Raw genomic sequence first — 24719 nt, 5'->3', positions numbered from 1 at the left:
CCGGGGTGAAACAAAACGTTCATGGCCCAAGCTTTTGTCGCGTTGTCCGCCTGGCAGGTCATGCTGGCGGGCCTGCTGTTCTTCGGCGGCATCTACCTGCTTTTCGGCGCGGCCACCTGGCTGCTGACCCAGCGCATCCTGCCGGCGCTGGGCATCGGCCGGCCGCTCGATCCGCGGCCGCTGGCGCCGGGCCAGTTGCGCCGCGAGTTCACGCAGTCGGGCGTGTCGATCCTGCTGTTCGGCACCGGCATGATCTTTCCCTGGGGCCTGCTGCAGCTGGGCTGGGCGCACCTGGATCCGGATGCCAGCTGGCAGAAAATCACGCTGGAGATCCTGGCCCTGGTGGCCTGGAACGACGTGCATTTCTGGATCAACCACCGGCTGCTGCACACCAAGCTGCTGCGCCGTTTCCACCTGCCGCACCACCGCTCGGTGGTGACCACGCCGTTCTCGACCTACAGCTTCCATCCGATCGAAGCGCTGATGCTGGGCAACGTCATCATGCTGCCGATGGTGCTGCATGATTTCAGCTTCTGGTCGCTGGCGTCGGTGCCGCTGTTCAGCCTGTTCTTCAACTGCATCGGCCACGCCAACTACGACTTTTTTCCCAACGTGTCGTATTCGCACTGGTTCGCCGCGAGCCGCCGGCATCACCTGCACCACGCCTGCTACAACGGCAATTTCGGCTTCCAGTTCACCTTCATGGACCGCCTGTTCCGCACCCGGCTGAAGGCCGAGGCGGCGACGTCCCAGCTGGAGGCTTTCCGGCAGCGAGAATCGATTGGCGGACGGGCTTAGCAAGAGGCGCCGGCTGCCCGCGCTGCGCAACCGGCGCGATTGGCAGAGCCTGGCCTACCTGGCCGCGCTGCCCGCCCTGGCGGCGTGGCAGTGGCTGCACGGCTTCTGGTGGCCGCTGTATGCGTTGATGTTGTTCCTGACGCTGGGCATCGGCGTGATCCATCACAACCACACGCACATCCGCATGTGGCATGGCCGCTGGGCCAATCGCGCCACCGATTTCTGGATCACGCTGCTGCAGGGGCATCCCACCTTCGTGTTCTATCCGGCGCACGTGGCCAACCATCACCGCTTCAAGCACGGCGCGCGCGACGTGGCGCGCACCTATCGCTTCGGCGGCGACACCAATCACCTGTGGGGCTACCTGATCCATCCGGCGCAGGCCGTGTGGGTGCTGTATCCGCTGTTCTTCGCCTGGCTCGGGCGGCTGAGCCGCCACTGGCCGGGCGCCTGGCGCTATTGCCTGTGCCAGTACGGCGCCTGGCTGGGGCTGTGGGGCGGCCTGCTGGCGATCAATCCGGTCAAGGCGCTGGTGTTCGTCATCATTCCGCAACTGCATGGCCTGCACTGGCTGCTGGCCACCAACTACCTGCAGCACGCGCACGCCGATGGCGGGCCGCGCGCCGTCGCGGGCCTGAACTACGCCCGCAATTTCGAAGGGCTGGTCAATCCGCTGCTGTTCAACATCGGCCTGCACACCGCGCATCACGAGAGTCCGCGCGCGCACTGGTCCGAACTGACCCGGTTGCACCGCGACCACTACCGGGCCCGCGTGACGCCCGCGCTGAACGAAGGCGGCCTGACGCCGTACATGTTCCGCGTGTTCGTGCTGGGCACCTTCCTGCCGCGCTTTCGCAGCCGCTCGTGCATGGCGCCCGAACACGTGCGCTAGCGCCGCAACCCCATACCTGCCACTAGAGACCCGCCATGCCTATCGCGTTCAATCGTGTCTACCTGGAAAGCGCCGGCTATTTCATGCCGGGCGAACCCGTGTCCAACGAGGCCATGGACAGCTACATCGCGCCGCTGAACCGCATGTCCAGCCGCATCAAGAGCCGCATCCTGGCCGAGAACGGCATCAAGCAGCGTTACTACGCGATCGATGCCGAGGGTTCCACCGTTTTCACCAACGCGCAGCTGGCCGCCAACGCCATCCGCGATTGCCTGCGGCGCAATGACGGCGACCTGGCGGACGTGTCGCTGCTGACCAGCGGCTCGTCGGGCGGCGATGCGTTGATGCCGGGCTTTGCCAACATGATCCAGGGCGAGCTGGCCGCGCATCCGATGGAGACGCTATCGGTGCACGGCATCTGCGCCGCGGGCGTGTCGGCGATCCAGGTGGCTGCGCAGGGCGTCGAGATGGGCGGCCACGCCAGCGCGCTGGCGGTGGCGGCCGAGTTGCCGTCGCGCCTGTTCAAGCGCTCGCGCTTTGCCGCGCGTGGTTATGACGCCGACTTCGATGCGCATTTCCTGCGCTGGATGCTGTCGGACGGCGCTGGCGCGCTGCTGCTGGGACGCGGCGGCCGGCCGCTGCCGGGCGCCTCCAAGGGCGTGCGGCTGCGCCTGAAGTGGGTGCACCAGCGTTCGTTCTCGGGCGACTATCCGGTCTGCATGCAGTTGGGCCTGTCGGCCGACCGGCAGAAGGGCCACCTGGACTATCCGTCGTGGAACGAGGCCGAGGCCGATGGCGCGCTGTCGCTGCGCCAGGACATCCGCCTGCTGCCGCATCTGTTCGACATCGGCATCCACGAGTACGCCAAGCTGGTGCGCGACGGCTGGCTGGATCCGGATCAGGTCGACCATTTCCTGTGCCATTACTCGTCCGAGAAATTCATTCCGGTGGTCGAGGACCTGATGGAGAAGGCCGGCCTGGTGATCCCGCGCGAGCGCTGGTTCAGCAACCTGGCCTGGCGCGGCAACACCGGCGCGGCGTCGATCCTGATCATGCTGGCCGAGTTCCTGGAAACGCGCGAGATCAAGCCGGGCGAGCAGATCTTCTGCTACATCCCCGAGTCGGGCCGCTTCATGGCGGCCTACATGTTGCTGGAAGCCGAGGCGGCGCATGAGGCCGCGCCGTCGGTGGCCGTGGGCGCCACGCCAGCCGCGGCCGGGCGCGAGGACGCGCACAGCGCCGATGCCGACGCCATCGCGCCGCCGCACGATCCGGACATGGCGCCGCAGGGCCTGGGCCAGCTGCTGACCGAACTGGCGGCGATCTGGCACGACTACCGCTCGCGCGTCTGGCGCACGCCGGTGGTGCGGCGCCTGCGCAACCGCCGCTTCGAGACCGCCGACTACCTGAACTGGATGGAGAACTGGATCCCGCAGGTGCGCGAGGGCAGCAAGTGGATGCGCGAAGGCGCGGCCTCGCTGACCGAGCAGTACCAGCCGCTGGCCGCGCTGATCGACATGCATGCCGGCGAGGAGCAGAACGATTTCCAGATCCTGTTCCAAGACTACCGCACGGCCGGCGGCGCCATCGACAGCATCGACGCGCTGCGCCGCAACCCCGGAGGCGAGGCGCTCAACGCCTATCTGCACAGCCTGGCCGCCACGCGCGACCCGATCGGCCTCCTGGGCGCCATCTACATCATCGAGGGCACCGGCCAGCGCATCGTGCCGGCCCTGCTGCCGCTGCTCAAAGCCAGCCTGAAGCTGCCGCCGGACGCCTTCCGCTTCCTGGAATACCATGGCCACAACGACGAGAACCACCTGGCGCGCTGGCTGACGGCGGTGGAACTGGCGCTGGACTGCGATGAGGACGGCCGCGCCGAGCAGCGCATCGTCGACACCGCGCGCCGCACGGCCGCGCTGTACCTGATGCAGTTTCATCACGTGATGGAGGATGACGCCGCATGAACAAGGAACCGGAATTCCTGGCCAAGGGGCACGATCCCGCCGATCCGAGCCCCTGGCTGGCGCTGTACCTGGATCGCAGCACGCCGCTGCCGGACAAGGTCAAGAAGGCCTGGCTGACCGATTCGAGCTGCGGCTCGCGCCAGTACCTGCTGCCGTTCCTGCGGCCGCTGGCGCGCGCTTTCATCATCCTGATCCAGGTCATCAAGACCTTCCTGCCGCGCCGCTGGTCGCATTCGCGGCTGCTGCACCGCATCCTGGCGTGGGGCCTGAAGCGCTTCGTGTCGCCCGAGGCCAACTGGCTGATCCTGCGGCATTTCCACCTGGGCGCGCAGATCCTGGCGTTCATCGCGGCCAATTCGCCGGTGCGCGTGGCCACCACGCCGCTCGAGCCGATGGAGATCGACGATCTCAAGGACGAGCTGTTCGTCAAGCACGACCTGAACCTGTTCAACTTCGTGATCCGGCTGAACCAGGCGCTGCGCGACGCCGGCGTGGAGATGCATGCGCCCGAGCGCGTCGACTTCTCGATGATCCGCGACCCGGGTCTCAAGCTCGAGGACATGCCGCAGGGCAGGCTGAATTTCCTCGACCTGCAGAGCGCCATCGAACTGTTCACGCCGCTCTACCAGCTGATGCTGACCGACAACGACTTCTGGCGCGCGGCCAACTCGCTGCAGCTGGACGAGACCATCGGCATCTACGCGGCCAAGCTGCTGGGCGCGCCGCAGCACCTGATTCTGGTCAACAACAGCCATCCGCTGGTGCCGATGTCGACGCTGCGCGCCGGCTACCGGCTGGTGCTGCACGGCCTGTCTACCGAGATGCTGCACAGCCTGCTGATGGAGATGCGGGACGCCCAGCAGGGCGGCGAACCGCCGGCGCCGATCGCCTGAAAAACGGGTGGATCCTGGCGTTGTCCCTATAGGGCGGGTCGAGGTCGCTACGCTATAGTGCGACCCTTGTCCGCCGATTCGGGGCCGCGTGCGCGTGACCCGGATTCCCATTCCGGAAGCGCTTTCGATGCCCCAGTCCATAGAAGTCATTGCCACACTCCTGTTCGTCGTGGCGGTGTTGCACACCTTCTCCGTTCCCGTGTTTGCGCGGTTGGCCCATCGCGGCGGCCCGCACGCCGGCTTCTGGCACCTGCTGGCCGAGGTCGAGGCGGTGTTCGGCGTGTGGGCGTTCGCCCTGATCGTGGCGATGGCGGCGCTGTCGGGGCCGTCCGCGGCCATCGGCTACATGGACACGCGCAACTTCACCGAACCGCTGTTCGTGTTCACCATCATGGTGGTGGCGGCCAGCCGGCCGATCCTGGAGCTGGTGGGCCTGCTGGTGCGCGCCACGGCGCGCGTGCTGCCGCTGCCGCGGGAGCTGGCGACGTTCTTCGTGGTGATGTCGCTGGTGCCGCTGGGCGGCTCGTTCATCACCGAGCCGGCGGCCATGACGCTGGCGGCCATCCTGCTGCGCGACGCCTATTTCCGCAGCAGCGGGCGCGCCGGCTTCAAGTACCTGACGCTCGGCGTGCTGTTCGTCAACGTCTCCATCGGCGGCGTGCTGACCTCGTACGCGGCGCCGCCGGTGCTGATGGTGGCGTCCACCTTCGGCTGGGACTCGGCCTTCATGGCGCAGCATTTCGGCTGGCGCGCGGCGGTGGCGGTGTGCCTGAACGCGGGCCTGCTGACCTTCATCTGCCGCAAGGCGCTGCTGGAGCGCTCGGTGGGCACGGGCGGCGGGGTCGACGCGCCGGACGGCAAGGACAACCGCCCGCCGGTGCCGGCGCTGGTGATGCTGATCCACCTGGTGTTCCTGGTGGCGGTGGTGCTGAGCGCGCATCATCCGGCGATCTTCCTGGGCCTGCTGATGATGTTCATCGGTTTTGCCGAGGCCTACAAGCGCCACCAGAACCGCCTGCTCATCAAGGAGGGGCTGATGGTGGGTTTCTTCCTGGCGGGCCTGGTGGTGCTGGGCGGCCTGCAGAAGTGGTGGCTGCAGGACCTCTTGGGCGGCCTGGAGCCGTTCGTGCTGTTCTGGGGCGCGACCGCCCTGACGGCGATCACCGACAACGCCGCGCTGACCTACCTGGGGTCGCTGGTGGAAGGCACCAGCGAGGCCTGGCGCTACATGCTGGTGGCGGGCGCGGTGACGGGCGGCGGCCTGACGGTGATCGCCAACGCCCCGAATCCGGCCGGTTTCGCCATCCTGAAGAATCATTTCCCGGACGGCAGCATCTCGTCCGGACGGCTGTTTTTGTCCGCCCTGGGGCCGACGCTGGTGGCCGCCCTGATGTTCCTGCTGCCCGTCTGACGGAGCGGGGCGCGCACCCCCGCCGGAGCCCCGGGGCGCCCCGTCGCGGGGGTGCCGCCGGCCTTTCATGAAAAACCGCTAAAATTCAAGACTTTCCCGTATTTTTCCGGCCGTGCCCGGCCGTTGTCCGGTCCAAGCCAGTTCCGGCCCCGGGGCCTCTCGTTGGAGGACCCTCGCGCCCCTGGTTTTGCGCAGCGTCCGGTCGACGGTCATAGATATACCGGGCCCGCGCCTGGGAGCCCTCGATGCCCATCTACGCTTACAAGTGCAGCGCCTGTGGCCATGCCAAAGACGTCCTGCAGAAGATTTCCGACGCGCCGCTTTCGGTTTGCCCCGAATGCGGCCAGAGCACGTTTTCCAAGCAAGTGACCGCGGCTGGCTTCCAGCTCAAGGGCTCGGGCTGGTACGTCACCGATTTCCGCGGCAACGGCAGCGGCGGCCAGCAGGCCACCGGCGCCAGCGCCCCGTCGACGCCCGCTGACAGCGCCGCGCCGGCCGCCAGCGCACCGGCTCCGGCCGCTGCCCCCGCGCCGGCCGCGGGACCGGCCACCACTTCCTGAGCACGCGCGCGATGCGTATGCGCGTCATCAAAAAGTACTTCATCACCGGCCTGCTGATCTGGGTTCCCCTGGTCATCACGGTGTGGGTGCTGGGGCTGCTGGTCGCCACCCTCGAAGGGTTCGTGCCTGGCTTCCTGTCGTCCGAATCGCTGTTCGGCGTCGACATTCCCGGCTTCCGCTTCGTCCTGGTCATCGTGGTGGTACTGTTGACGGGCATCTTCGCGGCCAACCTGATCGGCCGTACCATGGTGGACCAGTGGGAAAACCTGCTGGGCCGCATTCCCCTGGTGCGTTCGATCTACAACTCGGTCAAGCAGGTCAGCGATACCGTGCTGGCCCCGAACGGCCAGGCGTTCCGCCGGGCGGTGCTGGTGCAGTATCCGCGCGCCGGCAGCTGGACCATCGCATTCGTCACCGGCACGCCCAGCGGTGAAGTGGCCGAGCGCTTGCCCGGGGACCACATCAGCGTGTACGTGCCGACCACGCCGAATCCCACGTCCGGCTTCTTCCTGATGGTGCCCCGTGCCGACACGGTGGACCTGCAGATGAGCGTGGACGCGGCCTTGAAGTACATCGTTTCCATGGGCGTCGTCGCCCCGGGTCCGGCCATGCCGGGCGCCCGGCCGGCGCCGCCCGCTCCGACGCCGGACGCGCAGCGCGCGCCGGGCGTCGACCTGTAACCCTTTACGCTACTACCAAGCACACAACGGAGTTATCCCGATGCGTACCTGCTACACCGGCCAGGTTTGCCGCGACCATCTCGGCCAGACCGTCACCCTGTATGGCTGGGTGAACCGCCGCCGCGACCACGGCGGGGTCATCTTCATCGACTTGCGCGATCGCGCGGGCCTGGCGCAGATCGTGTTCGATCCGGATAACGCCGCCTTCGCCACCGCCGAGCGCCTGCGCAACGAATTCTGCATCCGCGTCACCGGCCTGGTGCGCGAGCGTCCGGCGGGCACCGCCAACGCCGAGCTGGCCTCGGGCGAAATCGAAGTCCTGTGCAAGGAAGTCGAGATCCTGAACGCGTCGGTCACGCCGCCGTTCCAGCTGGACGACGACAACCTGTCGGAAACCACCCGCCTGACGCACCGCGTGCTGGACCTGCGCCGCCCGCAGATGCAGCGCAACCTGATGCTGCGCTACCGCGTCTCGATCGAGACCCGCAAGTTCCTGGACCAGCTGGGCTTCATCGACATCGAGACCCCGATGCTGGCCAAGAGCACGCCCGAAGGCGCGCGCGACTACCTGGTGCCCTCGCGCGTCAACGCCGGCCACTTCTTCGCGCTGCCGCAGTCGCCGCAGCTGTTCAAGCAGATGCTGATGGTGTCGGGCTTCGACCGCTACTACCAGATCACCAAGTGTTTCCGCGACGAAGACCTGCGCGCCGACCGCCAGCCTGAATTCACCCAGATCGACTGCGAAACCTCGTTCCTGAACGAATTCGAGATCCGCGAGATCTTCGAGAACCTGATCCGCCACGTCTTCAAGGTGGTGCAGGGCGTCGACCTGGCCGAGCCGTTCCCGATCATGAGCTGGACCGAAGCGATGCGTCGCTACGGCTCGGACAAGCCCGATCTGCGCGTGCAGCTCGAGTTCACCGACATGACCGACGTCATGCGCGACGTGGACTTCAAGGTGTTCGCCGCCGCCGCCACGGCGCCCGGCAGCCGCGTGGTCGCCCTGCGCGTGCCCGGCGGCGCCGAGATGTCGCGCAGCGAGATCGACGGCTACACCCAGTTCGTCGGCATCTACGGCGCCAAGGGCCTGGCCTACATCAAGGTCAACGAAGTGGCCAAGGGCCGCGACGGCCTGCAATCGCCCATCGTCAAGAACCTGCATGACGCCGCCCTGGCCGAACTGGTCAAGCGCACCGGCGCGCAAGACGGCGACATCATCTTCTTCGGCGCTGACCGCGAGAAGGTCGTCAACGACGCCATCGGCGCGCTGCGCGTGAAGATCGGCCACAGCGAATTCGGCAAGAAGACCGGCCTGTTCACCGCCGGCTGGCAGCCGCTGTGGGTGGTCGACTTCCCGATGTTCGAATACGACGAGGAAGACGGCCGCTACACCGCCGCCCACCATCCGTTCACCAGCCCCAAGGACGGCCACGAGGACTTCCTCGAGACCGATCCCAGCAAGGCGTTCGCCAAGGCCTACGACATGGTCCTGAACGGCTGGGAAATCGGCGGCGGCTCGGTCCGTATCCACCGCGAGGAAGTGCAGAGCAAGGTGTTCCGCGCGCTCAAGATCGGCGCCGAGGAAGCCCGCGAGAAGTTCGGCTACCTGCTGGACGCGCTGCAGTACGGCGCGCCTCCGCACGGCGGCATTGCCTTCGGCCTGGACCGCATCGTTACGATGATGACCGGCGCCGAATCGATCCGCGACGTGATCGCCTTCCCGAAGACCCAGCGCGCCCAGGATCTGCTGACCCAGGCGCCGTCGGAAGTCGACGAGAAGCAACTGCGCGAGCTGCACATCCGCCTGCGCAACGCAGAGCCGAAGTAAGTCCACCCCCGAGCGCCTGCGGCGCTCCCCCTCAAGGGGGCGCCGCGCGGGACCGGCGGAGCCGGATCCCGGCGGCCTGGCTTGGGGCGGGACATCTGGCTTGCCTGGGCCTGTGCGCGGGACGCGCACCGGCCCGGTCACTCTGGTTTCAGGGTGTCTCCGAGGTGGGAAGGGTTCATGGAATTGGAGTAATCTGGCAGACGCCGCCTGGGTTGGCGGCGCTTGCCGGGGCTCCTTTTTTTGTGGGCCGCGGTTGGCGGTTTCACTGTCTTGAGAGGCGCCATCTCCTCCATGTCGCTCATCCGTGTCGTCAGCTACAACATCCATAAGGGCCGCTCGGCGCTGGGCCGCCGCGACTCCCTGAATGAACTGCGCCTGGGCCTGTATGGCCTGCGCCCCGACCTGGTCTTCCTGCAGGAAGTGCAGGGCCGCAACGAGCAGAAGTCGTTGCTCGACGCCCAGCACGAATCGCTGGCCGCCGCGCTCAAGCTGGACGTGGCCTACGGCCGCAACGCGATCCGCCACGAGACCGACCACGGCAACGCCCTGTTGTCGCGCTTTCCCATTCTTGACCACGAAAACCAGGACATCTCCGACCACCGGCTGGAGCAGCGCGGCCTGCTGCACGCGACCATCGAGCTCGACGGCCGTTCGGTGCATTGCTTCGTGGTGCACCTGGGGCTGTTCGCCGGCAGCCGCAGCCGCCAGATCCTGGCGCTGACCGAACGCATCCGGCGCATGGTGCCCGACGGCGAGCCCATCCTGATCGCGGGCGATTTCAACGACTGGGGCGACCGCCTGGCGCCGCTGTTCGTGCAGCAGCTGGGCCTGTACGAGGTGTTCTCGCATGCGCCGCGCAGCCATGGCGGCGAACTGCCGCGCCTGCGCGATTCGGTCAAGCGCCTGAGCAACGCCCTGCGCGGCCTGCCCAACAGCGGCGTGTCGGTGCTGGAGCGCAACAACCAGCTGGGCATGGACGGCAGTTCGCGCCTGTTGCTGCCGCCGCCGCGCACCTTCCCGGCCGTGTTCCCCTGGTTCCGCCTGGACCGCATCTACCAACGCGGCTTCGCCGTGCGCAGCGCGCGCGTGCTGCGGGGCCGCGAGTGGGCGCGGCTGTCCGATCATTCCCCCTTGCTGGCCGAGCTGGAACTCCCGTGAAGGCCGAGCAGGTCAGGCTGGAGTGGACCGACGGCAACGACATCCGGCTGCTGCAGAACGGCACCGAATTCTTCCCGGCGCTGTGCCAGGCGATCGACGCGGCGCAGTCCAGCGTGCACCTGGAAACCTATATCTTCATGCTGGACCGCACCGGCCTGAAGGTCCTGGACTGCCTGATGGCGGCGGCCGCGCGCGGCGTCAAGGTGCGCGTGGTGCTCGATGGCTTCGGCGCGGCCGAGACGGTGGACACGCTGCGCGAGCGCCTGACCGGCGCGGGCGCGCAATGCCGCGTCTTCCGCCCGGAACCGCGCTGGTTCGCCAGGTTCATTCCTTCGCGCAGCCGCTTGCGACGGCTGCACCGCAAGGTCACCATCGTCGATGGCAACGTCGCCTTCATCGGCGGCATCAACATCATCGACGACTACGACGACCTCGATCCCACCGATGGCATCTCGGCGCCGCGCTTCGATTTCGCGGTGCAGGTGCGCGGCCCGCTGGTGACAGAGGCGGCCTATGCCCAGGACCTGCTGTGGGTCCGCCTGAACTGGGCGCGCCTGCGGCGCCATCCGCGCGACTGGAACCGCATGCGCCTGACCAAGCCCAGCCACGCGCACGTCGCGCCCTGCGGCGAGCTGCGCGCCGCGCTGGTGCTACGCGACAACCTGCGCTTTCGCCAGACCTTTGAACGCGCCTATCTCTACGGCATCACCCAGGCGCGGCGCGACATCCTCATCGCCAACGCCTATTTCTTTCCCGGCCGCCAGTTCCGCCGCGCCCTGGCCAAGGCCGCCGCGCGCGGCGTGCGCGTGCGGCTGCTGCTGCAGGGCAAGGTCGAATACCGCATGCAGTACCACGCCACGCGCTCGCTCTACGACCAGCTGCTGCGCGACGGCATCGAGATCTACGAGTACATGCCGAGCTACCTGCACGCCAAGGTGGCCGTGATCGACAACGTCGCCACCGTGGGCTCGTCCAACCTGGACCCCTTCAGCCTGCTGCTGGCGCGCGAGGCCAACGTGGTGGTCGACGACCAGCCGTTCGCCTGGGACCTGCAGGAGCGGCTGGAGGCGGCCATCGAGCAGGGCGGGCGCTTCATCCGGCCGCTGGAGTACCAGCGGCGCGGCTGGGTGCGGCGCTGGGTGGACGCGGCGTCCTATACCTTGCTGCGGATCGGGGTGGCGTTGACGGGGACGTCGGACAAGTATTGACGCGCGCCGCCTCAGGCGCGTTTTTTCAGCAGCCCCAGGGCCAGCGCCGTGCCGACCAGGATGATGGCGGCGCCGGCGCCGATGGATGGCGTGATGGCCTCGTCCAGGAACCAGGCGCCCCAGACGACGCCAAAGATCGGCACCAGGAAGGTGACGCTGACGGCCCCGGTGGGGCCGACATTGGCGATCAGCCGGAAGAACACGATATAGGCCGCGCCGGTGCAGACGATCGCCAGCAGGATGGTGGCGATCCAGGCGGAGCCCGACGCGGGTGTTTCGGGCCAGGCGGAGATCGCCAGCGGCAGCAGGACCAGCGAGGCGGCGATCATGCTGCCCGTGGCATTGGCCAAGGCGTCCACGCCGCTCAGGAAGCGCTTGGTCCAGTTGGCGGCGATGCCGTAGAAGATGGGCGCGGAAATCGCGGCAATCACGGCAGGACCGGTGCCGCCGTCCTGGAAGTGCAGTTTGTCCCAGACCAGCACGACGATACCGACCAGGCCGATCATGAGGCCGAGCGACCGCATCCAGGGCAGACGGTCCTTGAACCACAGCCAGCCCACGACCGCGCCCCAGACCGGGGTGACAGCGTTCGCCACGGACAGGAATCCGGCGCCGAGCGACTGGGCCGCGTAGGCATACAGCAGGAAGGGCACCGCCGCGTTGAGCGTACCGACCACCAGCAGCGATTTCCAGTGCCGACGGATGATCGGAATTTTGCCGCGCCACAAGGCAATCGGCAGCAGGAACAGCGCCGCCAGGCCCACGCGCAGTTCGATCAGCGCGACCGGACCGAAGTCCGCCACCGCCAGGCGCATGAACAAAAAAGAGCCGCCCCAGACGGCGGCCAGTACCAGAAGGTCCAGCAGATCACGTTGACGCATGCGTTCAGTCCCGGGTTACGTTGTCTTCCGGCTCGTGGCCAGATTCTTCATCTTGACCCGGTGCGCCAGCAGCGCACAGGTCAGGGACAGGACGATACAGAGGACCAGGCCGGTGCGCACTCCGTTTAGTACGCTGCTGTGGGAGATCAGGATGCCGACCACCGCGGTGCCGAGGGCGCTGCCGATGGCGCGGGTGGTCTGGACGAGGGCGGAAGCCACGCCCACGTCGCGGCGCTCGCTGAGCATCTGCATGAACAGGGTCAGGTTCGGCAACAGGAAGCCGAGCGCGCAGCCGTTGACGAAGAAGGCCGCCAGGATCCACCAGGCCGAGGTGCCGGGGGAAATCAGCAGCACCATCAGCGAACCTGTCGCCAGCAGCCCGCCGCCGAACACCATCAGGCGCTGCGGTTCGGTCTGCCTGGGGAAGAGGCGGCCATTGATGATGCTGCCGACCGAAATCGCGGCCACCAGCGGCGTCAGCAGCAGGCCCGCTTCGCTCGGGGAGTATCCGAGCACCTGCTGCAACAGCAGGGGGCTGTAGAAGATCAGGACGAACATGACGGCGCCGACCATCATGGCGGCCAGATTCAGAAGCCGTGACTCCCAGCCCGCCAGCACGCGCAGCGGGAATATCGGGGTGGCAACCCTGCGCTCCGTCGGTATCAGGATGGCAATGGCAATGACGCCGGCCAGCGCCAGGCACAGGCCCAGCACGGGATGGGCGTGGTCGCTGCTGGCGAAGGCCAGCTCCAGCGCCGCCAGCGGGGCGCCCACCGCGATGACGAGCAGGACGGCGCCCAGCCAGTCGATCTTGCGGCTTTCATCGTGCAGCGGCCGGATGCGGGGGAAGTACCGGGCCAGCAGGAAGAGCGTGAAGGCCGCCGCGATCGGCGAAATGAAGAACGCGGCCCGCCAACCCAGCGCCTGGGTCACCGCGCCGCCCAGCACCGGCCCGATGCCGCTGGCCATGGCGAACGCGGCGGAGACCAGCGCCATCCAGCGCACGCGTTGCTTGGCGTCAGGGAACAGATCGGCGGGCGCGGCGAAGGCCGTGGCGATCATCATGCCGCCGCCAATGCCCTGCAGCGAGCGGAAGATGATCAGTTGCGTCATCGACTGCGCCAGGCCACAGGCGATGGAACCCAGGGCGATGATCAGCACCGATACGAGCATCAGCGGCTTGCGGCCGAACATGTCGCCCAGGCGGCCGAAGATCAGGATCGATGCGGCGGTGGCCAGCAGATACCCGGTACCGACCCAGGCATAGAGCGCCATGCCGTTCAGGGCCTCGGCCACGCGCGGCAGGGTGGTGCTGATGATGGTGGAATCGAACGCCGCCAGCACCACGGTGGCGGAGACCCCCGCCATGGCCATCAGCAGATCGCGGCGGGAATGTACGGGAGCGGCGGGCTGGGTCGATGGGGGGGGCGGGTTCATGCCGCCAAGCATATCATCGGCCCACTAGGGTTTTCACTTGTAGAAGGCGTGGTAACTCCAGAAAACCGCGATGACCAGCACCACGATGGCCCACGACCAGCGTGAATTCGACAGCCCGCGGCCGGGGGGTTCCGGCGGCGGCGGTGGCGGCGCCAGCCGCGGCTGCGCGGCCATGTAGTCGATGAAGGCAGTGAAAAAGCGTTCGATGATTTTCTCGCCGGCCTTCAACACCAGGCCCTCGCCGCATTCGGCCAGCTTGCCGCCGGTCATGCCGGCGAGGGTGTAGGCGACGCGGGTGCCTTCGTCCTTGGTGCTGAGATTGACCTGGGCGGTGCCGATCGCCAGGCAGGCCGCCAGCCCCTTGCCCTCGAACACCAGCGTGCAGCTATTGGGCGGATCGACGTCGGACAGCAGGATTTCGCCTTCATAGTCGGTATCGATGCCGGCCACCTTGGCCCGCAATGTGACCGCATATTCGGTGGCGGACCGCTGTGTCACGCTGATGCAACCCGGTATGCATCGCTGCAATACCGCGGGATCCGTGAGGGCGTCCCAGGTTTGATGCTGGGTGGAGGGAATCCATTGGGCATCTGCAATGCGCATGGCTGTCTCCTTTTATTTGGCACTTCTTCTTTTTATTGTGAACCCAAATTTGAAAAAAGACCATGCCAAGTAAGGACTTGCCGTTCGAGCTCAAACCGATGCGGGCCTTGCTTCGGACATTCCCGGCAACCGTCTACCTAGTTCCTGCGCTGGCAGTTCGATGTAGCGTCGGGCCAACAGCGCGGCGCCGATACTGACGGCGATCGAGAGCCAGCGCCAGATTTCGATCGGCATGCCTGAGCGATATCCAATGACTGACAATTCCACGAATATGGGGCCATGCACCAGGTAAAGCGAGTAGGATGCATCCCCCAGCTTGAGGAGTGGCATTGGGAACTTCAAGCCGGCCTGTTCCGCGGCGGCCAGAAAGGAAATCAAAGCGCCAAATGCCGTCGCGAATAGTGGATGCCTGAGCCATCCGGGCAATCCGACGATGCCATAGAGCATGAGCAACCCGGCGGCCAGGGACGCCAGGCAAACAACGCCAGTGACTCTCATCGGCGCATGACGCAGCCGATAGGCGAGGATGCCGGCCGCGAAATAGAGCTGAGCGTAAGAGAACAGGTGATAGTCCCAGCCCGTCCACCGTTGGCCGGTTCCCCAAAGGCAGAAGAGGGTCACGGCGAGGCCGGCTGTTCCAAAGAAAGGCACGACCAATGCGGCGAGCAGGTAGAAGAGCACTTCGTGTTCCAGTGACCAGCCCGGCGAAAGGAGCGGGTAAGCCTCCATCGGGAACATCAGGAAACTCTTGATAACTCCGTTCATGCCCAAGGCGCTGATCTCATTGGCGTAGCGGTTGGTGGCTAGCGTCCAGATTAGGATCAGTGCCAGGATCCCCCAGTACAGCGGAGCGATTCGCCAAACGCGCTTGAGCAGAAATCGGATTGGATTGAAACGTGGCGCTGACGATGCCACGTGGCAAATGATGAAGCCCGATATACAGAAAAACAGATCCACCCCGATGTATCCGTAGTCGGAAATGAGAGGCAGTCGCAGGAGCTGGCTGGAGTTCCATGCTGACGCCCAGTGAGAGTGGAACACGACTACAGTCAATGCCGCGATCGCTCGAAGCGCTTGGATGGACTGATATTGCATGAGTGTGTGGTGTGGGAAGGGTGGGCGCAATCATAGCTCGGTCCTGCTACCTGGTTGATGCCTTCCCGCGCGGACGAAAGGCGTTTTGAACGAGGCTCTGCTCTGCTCATTTGTGCGATACAGATCTACAATGCGAGTCATTCCCCCATGAATTTCTCGACAGGTTCCTATGCTGCGGCCGCTTCCCGTTGTTGCCATCCGGGCCGACGCTTCTCTCTTGATCGGAGCGGGGCATGTAATGCGATGCCTCGCCTTGGCGGACGGTATTGCGCGCCAAGGTGGCCAAGTGCATTTTCTTACCCGGCGGCACGTTGCACATCTTGGCGATCTGATCGAGAGCAAGGGACATGTTGTGCATTGGCTGGATGACGCCGAGCCCGCTCTGGAACTCGAGGGTTACGGCAAGTGGCTCGGGGTTACGCAGGCGCAAGACGCACAGGCTGCAGCACGGGTGTTGCGCCAGGTCCGCCCTGATTGGCTCGTTGTCGATCACTACGCGCTCGGTCGGGCGTGGCAGTCGCCGTTGCGTCCCTGGGTGGGTGGGATCCTGGTGATCGATGACCTAGCAGACCGCAACCATGATTGCGATGTATTGCTGGACCAGAATTATTTCCGTGATTCGGACCGCTACCGGGGGCGGGTGCCTCCGCATTGTATCCAGCTGCTCGGCCCCCGCTATGCGCTATTGCGATCGGAGTTTCAGCGCCTGCGCGATCAGAGCCGTGTCCGTGATGGCTCTGTGCGCAAGATCCTAGTCGCGTTCGGCGGCATGGACCTGGCCAATCATACAGGCCGTTTCTTGGCGGCGCTTCCGCCTCGCAACGACGGTTGTTTCATGGATGTGGTCATTGGAGGGGGCAATCCGCAGCGTGCGTTGTTGCAGTCGTTGTGTATGGCGCGGTCGGATGTTCAACTGCACGTCCAGTCGGACCGTATGGCCGAATTGATTGATGCGGCCGACCTTGTTGTCGGTGCAAGCGGTAGCAGCAATTGGGAACGATTTTGCCTGGCCGCGCCCGCTATTGCGGTCGCGGTGGCGGATAACCAGGAGCCAGTGTTGCGCGACCTGGAACAAGATGGGTTGGTACTAGGCGTGTCGCGAGAATCGCCGGATCAAGTCGGCGACTGTGTGAACCTTGTCGAATATGCCCTGCACCAGCCGGCGATGTTGCGCGGCCTGAGCGAACGCGCAGCCAAATTGGTGGATGGCAAGGGTGTCCAGCGCATCATTGACCAATTGGGCCGGTCCACCGCAGTCTGAGGATCGCTCACCGCCAGGGGGCTCACCTCGGTCCTGCCAACGAAGGTGGCCTGAGCATTGAAGGGGCGAGGCCCATTCGACGAGGCGCGTATGCCTCGCCAGGCATCATCTGTGACGTACTGAAGTGCGCAAGACCTGACGTCCCAAGGCATACAGTACACCGATCAGCAGGCCCGCGAGCAAGCCGGCCAACAAGGTGATGCGTACTTTCGGCAGCACAGGTGTTTCTGGTGTGTACCAAGGGGCCAGCAACGAGGTCGGATTGCGAGTGATAAAGCCGATGTCGTTGTCGATCGAGTGCAGTCGATCCTGCTGGACCAAGGTTTCGTCACGAGTGATCAGATAGGCCACGGATTTTTCCTGAGCGGACTCCATCTTCCTGATCATGTCCTGGCCGCTCGCGATCTGGGCTTGCGCGGTTGTCCGTTGTTCTTCAAGCGACTTGATCATCGGCTCGGTCATCGCTATTTGCTGTTGTCGTATCATCTCGAACACCGCCTGGGCACAGGCCTGAGCCACGGCCGGATCCTCTCGCCGTACTCGCAATTCGATGGCTCCCGGACTCATGCGATTGATTGTCGGCTTCACGATGCTCAGCATTGCCTCGCGATTCAGTGGACCGCTGCTCGACGGCTCGCAAAGTTTCACAACAGCATCGGTATAGGAACTCGGTATTTGCAGTCTGGCGATCGTCAGGGCTGAGTCTTCCACAGGAATTTGGGGAGCCGACGAGCCCCTGCGCAGATTGGTCGACGACGTTGTCAACGCACTTTGAATCAGCCCTACGGATTCATATTGCTTGGGTGTAAGCCATATGTGCGCAGCCCCCGCCAGCAAGCCGATCGTGCCACAGATGAAAATAGTGATTACATTAGATCTGAGAAAGACGATAACGTCCCCAAGGTCGAAATTGCTGCCCATCGGGGTTGGGGCGCTATGAGATGTGGTCATAAATTGCGTTTGGCAGCGGAAATAAATATTGTAGACGGGGTGGTCGAAATCAGTTGTATCTTGCTGTAGCTTGGTGGGATTTGTTGCTAGTGCTAACACCCGATGTTTACTATTTTGTTACGGCAAGTGCAATAACTGACGAGCGGGGTAGAGTGCTCCTTGTTGCGCCCGCATGATGTCTCGTGATTGTTACAATTGGGTTGTTGTGCAAGGTAGGGGACGAGATGCATACTCTTGCGCGCTTCCCGGACCGGCCGCCAGCCAACGAGGGGGGCCAGACGCGGATTCGAGTACGGATCGATGGGCATGCCCTGCTGATGCATGGGGGTACGCCCGATTGTGGATTGGCGTGTCTTTTTTGTTCAGAAGCTGAACGATCCCCTGCCGCTACTGGCCGGACGGTTGAACAGTCTGCCGCCCCTCAACTTTGGTTTAATCATCTTGTAAATGATCGATCGTCGACTCAAATCACAGGAAGATACCCATTTCTGGGTGATGAAGCGTCTGGAGGAAAATCCGGACATCACTCAGCGCGAGTTGGCGAAAGAGCTCGGAATCAGTTTGGGCGGGGTTAATTATTGCATTAAAGCCCTGATGGAAAAGGGGCTGGTGAAAATGCAGAATTTCAGCCACAGCAAAAACAAATTCGGCTATGTTTATTTGTTGACACCCGCCGGAATTGCAGAAAAAACGTCGCTAACTGCGCGTTTTCTGAAACGCAAGATGCAGGAATACGAGGCTATACGCGTCGAGATCGAGGCTCTGAAGGAAGAGATGTCGAAAATAAATGAGGCCAATGAATGAAGATTGCGGTCGCCGGCAGTGGCTATGTCGGATTGTCCAACGCAGTGCTGCTGGCACAGCGCCATGAGGTCGTGGCGCTTGATGTCGTGGCGTCGAAAGTGGATATGTTGAATCGGCGTGAAACCCCGATCGTGGACGCCGAGTTGCAGGACTACCTCAAGACCAAGTCTTTGAATTTAAAGGCGACGACGGACAAAGGTGAGGCTTACGAGGGGGCCGATTTCGTTATTGTCGCGACGCCTACGGATTATGATCCGAAAACCAATCACTTCGATACCCGGACCGTCGAGGCGGTTATAAACGATGTGATGGCGATCAATCCCGAGGCAGTAATTGTCATCAAGTCCACCGTGCCGGTTGGTTTTACCATGAAAATGCGCCGGCAGTTGAATTGCGCCAATATTTTTTTCTCACCTGAATTCTTGCGGGAGGGCAGGGCGTTATATGACAATCTTTATCCTTCTCGTATTATCGTTGGTGAGCAGTCAAGTCGTGCCGAGATATTTGCCAATATGCTTCGGGAAGGTGCGCTGAAAGAGGATGTTCCGATCCTTTACACCAGTTCTACCGAGGCCGAAGCAGTAAAGCTGTTTTCAAATACTTATTTGGCGATGCGTGTAGCGTATTTCAACGAACTTGACACGTACGCAGCCACCCACGGTTTGGATTCGCGTCAGATCATCGAAGGGGTCGGCCTGGATCCTCGTATTGGTGCGCACTACAATAATCCATCATTTGGCTACGGCGGCTACTGTCTGCCGAAAGATACCAAGCAGTTGCTCGCTAATTATCGGGATGTGCCTCAGAATTTGATTCATGCCATCGTCGAGTCCAATACGACGCGCAAGGATTTCGTGGCCGATAGCATTCTGGCGCGCAGGCCGAGCGTCGTCGGGGTATATCGTCTGATAATGAAGAGTGGGTCGGATAACTTCCGCGCGTCCAGTATTCAGGGAGTCATGAAGCGTATCAAGGCCAAGGGGGTGGAAATCATCGTATATGAACCGTCGTTGACCGACGATGAGTTTTTCCATTCTAAAGTGATCCGCGATCTGGATGAATTCAAGCGGCGTGCAGATGTCATTGTTGCCAATAGAATGAGTCCAAAATTGGCTGATGTTGAGTCGAAGGTGTATACCCGCGACCTTTTTGGAAATGATTAAAAATCCATAGGATTTAACGACATGTTCGAAAATAAAACCATACTGGTTACTGGCGGCACGGGTTCGTTCGGCAATACCTTCGTTCCGATGACGCTGGCCAAATACAATCCCAAAAAGATAATCGTCTTTTCGCGCGACGAGATGAAGCAATGGGATATGGCCAAGAAGTACCAGAAAGATGATCGCATCCGTTTTTTCATCGGCGATGTGCGCGACAAGGATCGTCTCTACCGCGCGTTAGATGGCGTGGATTACGTCGTTCATGCCGCGGCGACTAAAATCGTCCCGACTGCGGAATACAACCCGTTCGAATGCGTCAAGACCAACGTTATCGGTGCGATGAACCTTATCGATGCCTGCATCGATAAGGGGATCAAGCGGGTTGTCGCGCTGTCTACCGACAAGGCCAGCAGTCCCATCAATCTCTATGGTGCAACCAAGCTCGCATCGGATAAGTTGTTCGTGGCGGGCAACTCGTACTCCGGTGGCCACAACACGCGCTTTGCCGTGGTGCGGTACGGCAACGTTATGGGCTCTCGCGGTTCGGTCATCCCGTTTTTCATGTCCATCAAGGATCAGGGCGTGTTGCCGATCACGGACCCACGTATGACGCGTTTCATGATTTCGCTGGAAGAGGGTGTGGAACTTGTCTGGCATGCCTTCGAGGATATGGAAGGCGGTGAGATCTACGTCAAGAAGATTCCGTCCATGAAGGTTGCTGATCTGGCTCGCGTCATTGCTCCCGAGGCGAAGCAGGAAGTGATTGGCATCCGTCCTGGTGAAAAGCTGCATGAACAGATGATCAGCGCCGAGGATGCCTACTATACCTACGAGTATCCTGAGCATTTCAAGATCCTGCCCACAATCAATGGATGGGCAACCTGCGAAAAGCGCATCAAGACCGGCCAGAAGGTGCCGGAGGGTTTCGTGTATGCCAGCGATAACAACACAGAATGGATGCGGGACGAGGAACTGCAGGCCTGGATCGACGCGAATCGCGAAAAGATCGGAGCCATCTGATGCAATCCATTCCGTATGGCCGGCAGCATATCAACCAGGCGGACATCGATGCCGTCGTGCGTGTGCTGCAATCGGATTATCTGACCCAGGGACCCGCCGTCCCCAAGTTTGAAAAACTCCTGGCGGACTACTGTGGTACGGCGCATGCGCTGGCCGTCAATAGTGCGACGTCGGCGTTGCACGTGGCTTGCATGGCCCTGGGCCTTGGGCCGGGAGACTGGCTCTGGACCTCGCCCATCACATTCGTGGCGTCGGCCAATTGCGGTCTGTATTGCGGTGCAAGGGTCGATTTCGTGGATATCGATCCGAGTACTTACAATATGTGCCCGGTGGCGCTTGAACGCAAGCTGGAGCAGGCTGAGCGGGAAGGCCGGTTGCCGAAGGTGGTGGTGCCAGTGCATCTGACGGGCCAGTCCTGCGATATGCGGGCCATCCATGCGTTGGCGCAGCGCTATGGCTTCAAGATCATTGAAGACGCGTCGCACGGAGTCGGCGGGCGATACGCCGATCAGCCTATCGGTTCCTGCGAGTTCAGCGATATCACGGTATTCAGTTTTCACCCGGTGAAGATCATCACGACAGCCGAGGGTGGCGTCGCGATGACCAACAGCGATGAGCTGGCCGAACGTATGGCGCTGTTGCGCAGCCATGGCATCACGCGCGACGCCACCAAGATGACGCACGCTCCGGATGGGGACTGGTACTACCAGCAGATCATGCTGGGGTACAACTACCGCATGACGGAATTGCAGGCGGCGTTGGGTGTCAGTCAGACCGATCGTCTGGATGAGTTCGTCGCTCGGCGCCATGAACTGGCGCGTCGGTATGACGGGTTGCTCGCGGAATGCCCGGTGACAGTGCCGTGGCAGCATCCCGATACGTATTCCGGTTTGCATCTTTACGTGATTCGCCTGCAATTGGACAAGACGGCGCGCACGCATCGCCAAGTGTTTGACGCGATGCGCCAAAATGGCATAGGCGTGAATCTGCACTACATACCGGTACATCTCCAGCCGTACTACGCCGCCATGGGTTTCAAGGCCGGGGACTTTCCCGAGGCCGAGCGCTATTACTCCGAGGCGATCAGTCTACCGATGTACGCGATTTTGCAAGAAGCCGAGCAAGACCGCGTGGTCGACGTGCTGCGCCAAGCGTTGCGCGGCTAGCCAGGAGAGCATTGGATGAGTCGGCGTTTGGTGTTAGGAACGGCGCAGTTTGGCCTGCCGTACGGTATCGCCAACCAGACGGGGCGGGTGGCGCCGTCTGCAGTCCGCCATATTCTGGCGGATGCCCGGGACTCGGGTGTCGATACGCTCGATACGGCAATTGCCTACGGTGATAGCGAGTCGGCGTTGGGCGATGCGAATGTGGCAGGCTGGCAGATCATCAGCAAATTGCCGGGCATGCCCGACGATTGCGGCGATTGTGCCACCTGGGTGCGCCAGCAACTCGAGGGATCTTTGCGGCGCTTGCGTGTCGATGCGCTGCACGGGCTCCTGCTGCATCGCCCGGAGCAACTTCTTGGGGGCCAGGGGGCCGCGCTGGCGCGTACCCTCCGTGAGTTGAGGCGCGAAGGGCTCGTGGCAAAAGTCGGCGTGTCGATCTATGCGCCGCAGGAGCTGGAAGCGCTCCTGCAGGTTCTGGATATCGACATGGTGCAGGCACCGTTGAGCGTGCTGGATCAGCGCATGATCGTCTCCGGCTGGGCGGATCGTCTCAAGGCGGCAGGTATCGAATTGCATGTGCGGTCCGTGTTCCTGCAAGGCCTGTTGTTGATGGCGCGGGGCGACAGGGCCGAGAAGTTTGATCGTTGGGACGGCCTGTGGCAGGAATGGGAACGCTGGTTGCAGGCAACCGAAATTCCCGCCATAAACGCGTGCCTACGCTTTGCGCTGTCGGTCCCATCAGTGGACAAGGTGGTCGTCGGCGTGGACAGCCTGGAACAATTGCGTGGCATCCTCGCGGTGACGCAGGCGCCCCTGCCAGACCTGCCGGTCTGGCCGTCTCCCATCGATACCGATCTGGTTAATCCCGCACGCTGGAGTGCCCTATGAAAGTGGTAGCGATCGTACAGGCGCGCATGGGTTCTACGCGCCTACCCAACAAGGTCATGAAGCGCATCGGCGGCAAGCCGATGATCGAGCTGTTACTGGCTCGCCTGTCGTGCTCGAACGAGATCGACGAGATTGTCCTGGCGACGTCGGAGGCAGCGCAGAACGCGCCGCTGATCGAACATGTCCGTTCGCTGGGATATCGCTGTCACGCGGGCAGCGAAGACGATGTGCTTGACCGTTATTACCAGGCCGCGCGCATCAGTGACGCCACGGTGGTCGTTCGAATCACGGGTGATTGTCCATTGGTGGATCCTGCTCTGGTCGATGACGTGATCCGTGGCTATAAGGTTGCCGAGGTGGATTACTTCTCGAATACGGATCCGCCGACCTACCCTGATGGTCTGGATATCGAGGTTTTTAGTTTTGCCGCGCTGGAGCGCGCTGCCAAAGAGACGTCCGTGCCGTTCGACCGTGAGCATGTGACCCCTTACCTGAGGGGATCCGATCACTTCAGCCGGGCTGGAACGAGTCACAAGGACGACCTGTCCGGATTGCGATGGACGGTGGATGAGCCGGTCGATCTCGATGTGATTTCTCAGGTGTTTGCGCATTTCGCTCCGGAAATTCACTTCACGTGGCGGCAGGTGCTGGATTTGCAGCAGGCCCAGCCGCAATTGTTTTCTGCCAACAAACAACTTATCCGAAACGAAGGAGCCAGTATGGGCACCGGTCAAAAACTTTGGAAGCGCGCCAAGCAGATCATCCCGGGTGGGAACATGCTTTTGTCCAAGCGTGCCGAAATGATGCTGCCGGATCAATGGCCGGCGTACTTCAGCAAGGCGAAGGGCTGCAGGGTATGGGACTTGGATGGCAACGAGTACTTCGACATGTCCTTAATGGGTGTCGGTACGAACAGCCTGGGTTATGGCAATCCGGAGGTTGACGCGGCAGTGCGTCAGGTGGTGGACCTGGGCAATATGACGACGCTCAACTGCCCCGAGGAGGTCTACCTAGCCGAGAAGCTGATCGAACTGCATCCGTGGGCCGACATGGCGCGGTTCGCACGGTCGGGCGGCGAGGCCAACGCTATTGCCATCCGCATCGCCCGCGCCGCCTCCGGCCGGGACAAGGTCGCCGTCTGCGGCTACCACGGCTGGCATGACTGGTACCTATCGGCCAATCTGGGCGAGAACGAAAACCTGGCCGGCCATTTGTTGCCCGGCCTGGAGCCGAAGGGGGTGCCGCAGAATCTGCGTGGCACGGTGTTCCCTTTCAACTACAACAACTATGCCGAGCTCGAAGCCCTGGTCAAAGCTCACGACATCGGCGTCATCAAGATGGAAGTGGTGCGCAACAAGGGCCCGGAGGATAACTTCCTGCACAAGGTGCGCAAACTGGCCACCGACCATGGCATTGTGCTGATTTTTGACGAGTGCACGTCGGGTTTCCGTCAGACGTTTGGTGGCCTGCACAAAATGTACGACGTTGAGCCCGACATGGCGATGTTCGGCAAGACGCTCGGTAACGGCTACGCCATCACCGCGACCATTGGGCGCCGCGAGATCATGGAGGCCGCTCAGTCCACTTTCATCAGCAGCACTTTCTGGACCGAGCGTATTGGTCCCACCGCGGCGCTCAAGACGCTCGAAGTGATGGAACGTACCCAATCCTGGGAAACCATCACCAAGATCGGATTGGATGTCCGCGCGCGTTGGCAGAAACTGGCTGACAAGCACGGCCTGAAGATCGAACAATGGGGGCTGCCTGCTTTGACGGGGTACACCTTCCAAAGCCCGAACGCGTTGGCCTACAAGACTTTGGTGACGCAAGAAATGCTCACCAAGGGTTATTTGGCGGGCAATAGTGTGTACGCCTGCACCGAGCACACGCCGGAGATCGTCGATGGATATTTCACCGCGCTCGATCCGATCTTCGGGATGGTGAAAGAGTGCGAGGATGGTCGTGATGTGATGGGACTGCTCAAGGGCCCGGTATGCCACGGCGGGTTCAAGCGACTGAACTGATGCCAGGCGCCAGAGTCCGCCGCTGACGCGA

22 protein-coding genes are annotated in these 24719 nt (G+C 63.0%); 17 read left to right on the top strand and 5 right to left on the bottom strand.

Translation table 11 applies throughout. The features are described 5' to 3' along the window. Positions 1-21 precede the first annotated feature (21 nt). The 10 genes from H0523_RS09505 (at position 22) to clsB (ending at position 11395) form a co-directional block, all read left to right on the top strand. The gene (locus H0523_RS09505; RefSeq protein ID WP_054430847.1) at positions 22-798 is read left to right on the top strand and encodes a sterol desaturase family protein; all 777 of its coding nucleotides are present in this window, start codon (positions 22-24) and stop codon (positions 796-798) included. After that, positions 782-1690, top strand: coding sequence for a fatty acid desaturase (locus tag H0523_RS09500; protein ID WP_054430844.1), 909 nt, complete (start codon positions 782-784; stop codon positions 1688-1690). Before H0523_RS09505 ends, H0523_RS09500 begins: the two co-directional genes overlap by 17 nt. Positions 1691-1725: 35 nt before the next feature. Then, positions 1726-3657: a StlD/DarB family beta-ketosynthase gene (locus H0523_RS09495; RefSeq protein WP_054430842.1), complete on the top strand. Its 1932-nt coding sequence runs from the start codon at positions 1726-1728 to the stop codon at positions 3655-3657. Next, the gene (locus H0523_RS09490; protein WP_054430841.1) at positions 3654-4550 is read left to right on the top strand and encodes a DUF6999 family protein; all 897 of its coding nucleotides are present in this window, start codon (positions 3654-3656) and stop codon (positions 4548-4550) included. Before H0523_RS09495 ends, H0523_RS09490 begins: the two co-directional genes overlap by 4 nt. A gap of 127 nt (positions 4551-4677) precedes the next feature. After that, positions 4678-5961: a putative Na+/H+ antiporter gene (locus H0523_RS09485; RefSeq protein ID WP_054430839.1), complete on the top strand. Its 1284-nt coding sequence runs from the start codon at positions 4678-4680 to the stop codon at positions 5959-5961. 245 nt (positions 5962-6206) lie between these two features. Then, positions 6207-6521: an FmdB family zinc ribbon protein gene (locus tag H0523_RS09480; RefSeq protein ID WP_054430837.1), complete on the top strand. Its 315-nt coding sequence runs from the start codon at positions 6207-6209 to the stop codon at positions 6519-6521. Between the two features lie 17 nt (positions 6522-6538). Further along, the gene (locus H0523_RS09475; RefSeq protein WP_006391987.1) at positions 6539-7201 is read left to right on the top strand and encodes a DUF502 domain-containing protein; all 663 of its coding nucleotides are present in this window, start codon (positions 6539-6541) and stop codon (positions 7199-7201) included. A gap of 40 nt (positions 7202-7241) precedes the next feature. After that, positions 7242-9029, top strand: coding sequence for an aspartate--tRNA ligase (gene aspS, locus H0523_RS09470; RefSeq protein ID WP_054430835.1), 1788 nt, complete (start codon positions 7242-7244; stop codon positions 9027-9029). A 291-nt stretch (positions 9030-9320) separates the two neighbouring features. Next, positions 9321-10187: an endonuclease/exonuclease/phosphatase family protein gene (locus H0523_RS09465; RefSeq protein ID WP_006391985.1), complete on the top strand. Its 867-nt coding sequence runs from the start codon at positions 9321-9323 to the stop codon at positions 10185-10187. Further along, a complete protein-coding gene (clsB, locus tag H0523_RS09460; protein ID WP_054430833.1) occupies positions 10184-11395 on the top strand; it encodes a cardiolipin synthase ClsB in 1212 nt (403 codons plus the stop codon). Before H0523_RS09465 ends, clsB begins: the two co-directional genes overlap by 4 nt. An 11-nt stretch (positions 11396-11406) precedes the next feature. Here clsB and H0523_RS09455 read toward each other — a convergent pair whose 3' ends face one another. The 4 genes from H0523_RS09455 to H0523_RS09440 form a co-directional block, all read right to left on the bottom strand. Further along, positions 11407-12276 carry a DMT family transporter gene (locus tag H0523_RS09455; protein ID WP_054430831.1) on the bottom strand — a complete coding sequence of 290 codons (870 nt, stop codon included), beginning with the start codon at positions 12274-12276 and terminating at the stop codon, positions 11407-11409. Between the two features lie 15 nt (positions 12277-12291). After that, positions 12292-13650, bottom strand: coding sequence for an MFS transporter (locus H0523_RS09450; protein ID WP_054430830.1), 1359 nt, complete (start codon positions 13648-13650; stop codon positions 12292-12294). A 96-nt stretch (positions 13651-13746) separates the two neighbouring features. After that, on the bottom strand, positions 13747-14316 hold the full coding sequence (locus H0523_RS09445; protein ID WP_054430828.1) for an SRPBCC family protein: 570 nt from the start codon (positions 14314-14316) through the stop codon (positions 13747-13749). Positions 14317-14406: 90 nt separating this feature from the next. Then, entirely contained in the window at positions 14407-15411 is a 1005-nt protein-coding gene (locus H0523_RS09440) for an acyltransferase family protein (protein ID WP_054430826.1), read from the bottom strand. Between the two features lie 169 nt (positions 15412-15580). Here H0523_RS09440 and pseG point away from each other — a divergent pair, with 169 nt between their 5' ends. Beyond that, positions 15581-16672 (top strand): UDP-2,4-diacetamido-2,4,6-trideoxy-beta-L-altropyranose hydrolase, encoded by a 1092-nt coding sequence (pseG, locus tag H0523_RS09435; RefSeq protein WP_054430824.1) that lies wholly within the window; start codon positions 15581-15583, stop codon positions 16670-16672. A gap of 105 nt (positions 16673-16777) precedes the next feature. On the opposite strand, the gene H0523_RS09430 is transcribed toward pseG, so the two are convergent. Further along, positions 16778-17593 carry a hypothetical protein gene (locus tag H0523_RS09430; protein WP_180180054.1) on the bottom strand — a complete coding sequence of 272 codons (816 nt, stop codon included), beginning with the start codon at positions 17591-17593 and terminating at the stop codon, positions 16778-16780. 477 nt (positions 17594-18070) lie between these two features. On the opposite strand from H0523_RS09430, the gene H0523_RS09425 reads away from it, so the two are divergent. From H0523_RS09425 to H0523_RS09400, 6 genes are read left to right on the top strand one after another with little or no spacing between them, the layout of a single operon-like run. Further along, positions 18071-18427 (top strand): MarR family EPS-associated transcriptional regulator, encoded by a 357-nt coding sequence (locus H0523_RS09425; RefSeq protein ID WP_054430821.1) that lies wholly within the window; start codon positions 18071-18073, stop codon positions 18425-18427. Further along, on the top strand, positions 18424-19590 hold the full coding sequence (locus H0523_RS09420) for a nucleotide sugar dehydrogenase (protein ID WP_054430819.1): 1167 nt from the start codon (positions 18424-18426) through the stop codon (positions 19588-19590). Before H0523_RS09425 ends, H0523_RS09420 begins: the two co-directional genes overlap by 4 nt. Before the next feature lie 21 nt (positions 19591-19611). Further along, positions 19612-20610 carry a UDP-N-acetylglucosamine 4,6-dehydratase (inverting) gene (pseB, locus tag H0523_RS09415; protein WP_054430818.1) on the top strand — a complete coding sequence of 333 codons (999 nt, stop codon included), beginning with the start codon at positions 19612-19614 and terminating at the stop codon, positions 20608-20610. After that, the gene (gene pseC, locus H0523_RS09410; RefSeq protein WP_054430814.1) at positions 20610-21776 is read left to right on the top strand and encodes a UDP-4-amino-4,6-dideoxy-N-acetyl-beta-L-altrosamine transaminase; all 1167 of its coding nucleotides are present in this window, start codon (positions 20610-20612) and stop codon (positions 21774-21776) included. The genes pseB and pseC overlap by 1 nt, the downstream gene beginning before the upstream one ends. Before the next feature lie 15 nt (positions 21777-21791). Next, positions 21792-22664, top strand: a complete 873-nt coding sequence (locus tag H0523_RS09405; RefSeq protein ID WP_054430812.1) for an aldo/keto reductase — start codon at positions 21792-21794, stop codon at positions 22662-22664. Beyond that, positions 22661-24688: an aminotransferase class III-fold pyridoxal phosphate-dependent enzyme gene (locus H0523_RS09400; RefSeq protein ID WP_054430810.1), complete on the top strand. Its 2028-nt coding sequence runs from the start codon at positions 22661-22663 to the stop codon at positions 24686-24688. Before H0523_RS09405 ends, H0523_RS09400 begins: the two co-directional genes overlap by 4 nt. Positions 24689-24719: the final 31 nt, after the last annotated feature.

Origin of the sequence: Achromobacter insuavis (assembly GCF_902859645.1) — a bacterium.
GTDB lineage: Bacteria > Pseudomonadota > Gammaproteobacteria > Burkholderiales > Burkholderiaceae_B > Achromobacter > Achromobacter insuavis.
Note: the sequence above shows the minus strand (reverse complement) of the source record. Positions and strands in the feature narration are given on the sequence as shown.